Genomic DNA, 1,837 nt, shown 5'->3' with positions numbered 1-1,837 from the left:
TGAACCCGGTGCATACGACCAACTTTATCCCCGACATCAATATTGACGATTGCAACGGCTGCGGCAAATGCGTCAACGTATGCCCGGTTGAAGCCATGACGCTCGTCTCGGCGAGTGACCCCCACAAGCCCAAACGCAAGAAAGCCTGGCTGAACGAAGATGCTTGCCTGGGTTGTGGCGTGTGCGTCAGCAATTGCGCCCAAGAATCAATCACGCTCAAAGCTCGCCCAGAACGCGTACTCACACCCCTCGACACCACGCACCGCACGGTTGTGATGGCGATTGAACGTGGTTATTTGCAAAATTTAATTTTCGATAACCATGCACTAACCAGCCATCGGGCAATGGCTGCAATTTTGGGGGTTATTCTCCGACTGCCGCCGATCAAACAAGCCTTAGCCAGTGAACAACTGAAGTCGCGTTATCTGGAAAACTTGTTAACAAAATATTACTCGTAACCGTATAGACGATCGCCTTTCGGGTTGATCCTGCACAAAAAAGAACTCCCACCCTCAAAGGAATCCCCACCAATGCCCATTGTTGTGACCGATCTCGAAGGCACCCTTTCAACCGGTTCAAGCTGGAAGGGTCTGCGCACCTATTTTAAAGCCAATTATGATCCAAAAGCATATAACCGCTTCTTCTACTCCTGGATTCCGCGTTATTTGCTGGTTAAGGCAGGAGTACTTTCTCGCCGCGCAGTAATGGCGCAATGGATCGAAGAAGAGAGCAACCTTTTGCGCGGCATGACCCCTGATGCGTTTGACCAGATGGGCGAATGGATTGTGGATCAGGTTATGTGGCCCAACCATCGAGAGCAGGTAACGCTTGAACTTGGCAATCACCACGAAAGGAAAAACGAAATCGCGATTGTATCGAGCGCGTACCAACCCATCGTGGCAGCTTTTGCGCGTCGCATCCACGCGATCCCCATCGGGACACAGTTAATCTTCCAAAATAACAAATTGGCTGGTTTTGAGAAGCCCCTCAATTCCTATGAACACAAAGTAGAGAATATTCGCGCCCACTTCAACGGGCAGCCGGTCACAGCCGCGTATGGCGATACTGCATCCGACATCCCTATGCTGCAAATAAGCGCCGACCCCGTTGCTGTACATCCCGATAGCACGCTGCGCCGCGTTGCCGAGCGCGAAGGTTGGCGTATTTTGGAGTAAGTTCAAACTAACTCAGCGTGGTGGCCTGATTGGGGAATTTGCCAGTGATACCGGCGTAAAATGCCTGGATCGCCATCATATCGGCTTCCATATCGCCCGTGGGGATGAAAGTTGGACCCAGCCCGGCTATCTTTTTCTTGTAATCAAGAAATCCCAAAACAATAGGGACACTCGCCTGTTTGGCGATGTGATAAAAGCCAGTTTTCCATTGTTGAACTTTTTCGCGCGTGCCCTCCGGTGGAATGCCCACGATCAGGCTTTCAGATTCTTTAAATTTTTGCACCATCTGCGCGACAAGCCCGGTTGATTTTGAGCGTACAACCGGAATACCCCCAAACCAATTAAAAAACGCGGTAAAGGGCTGTCGAAATAATTCGGCTTTACCAAACCAGTAGATTTTGGTCTTGAAAGACAAGATCATCAGCATCATGGCAACAAAATCCCAATTGGATGTATGCGGCGCTGCAATCACAACATATTTTTTCAGGTTCGGCGGTTGGCCTTCTAGTCGCCATCCAGTTACAGCTAAGGCTAGTTTTGCAAACCAGCGCAACACGGGCGTAATAACGGGGGTATCAAAAGCTGTATATTTATTCATCTCTATTTTTACTTTAGTTTCCGCTAACTTAGGGACGACAAAACTACCAGGAGTTCATACTGGC

Annotated in this window: 3 protein-coding genes; 2 read left to right on the top strand and 1 reads right to left on the bottom strand. The window is 49.5% G+C overall.

Annotation, left to right across the window (positions count from 1 at the left end):
* Both HN413_15135 and HN413_15130 read left to right on the top strand, forming a co-directional pair.
* Nucleotides 1-458 (top strand): 4Fe-4S dicluster domain-containing protein (locus HN413_15135; GenBank protein MBT3391731.1); only part of this gene is annotated, 458 nt, incomplete at its 5' end.
* Nucleotides 459-530: 72 nt separating this feature from the next.
* On the top strand, nucleotides 531-1,175 hold the full coding sequence (locus HN413_15130; GenBank protein ID MBT3391730.1) for an HAD-IB family phosphatase: 645 nt from the start codon (nucleotides 531-533) through the stop codon (nucleotides 1,173-1,175).
* Nucleotides 1,176-1,182: 7 nt separating this feature from the next.
* Here HN413_15130 and HN413_15125 read toward each other — a convergent pair whose 3' ends face one another.
* Complete coding sequence (locus HN413_15125; GenBank protein ID MBT3391729.1) at nucleotides 1,183-1,773, bottom strand: glycerol acyltransferase; 591 nt, start codon at nucleotides 1,771-1,773, stop codon at nucleotides 1,183-1,185.
* Between the last annotated feature and the right edge of the window lie 64 nt (nucleotides 1,774-1,837).

It is taken from the genome of Chloroflexota bacterium (assembly GCA_018648225.1).
Classification (GTDB): domain Bacteria; phylum Chloroflexota; class Anaerolineae; order Anaerolineales; family UBA11858; genus NIOZ-UU35.
Note: the sequence above shows the minus strand (reverse complement) of the source record. Positions and strands in the feature narration are given on the sequence as shown.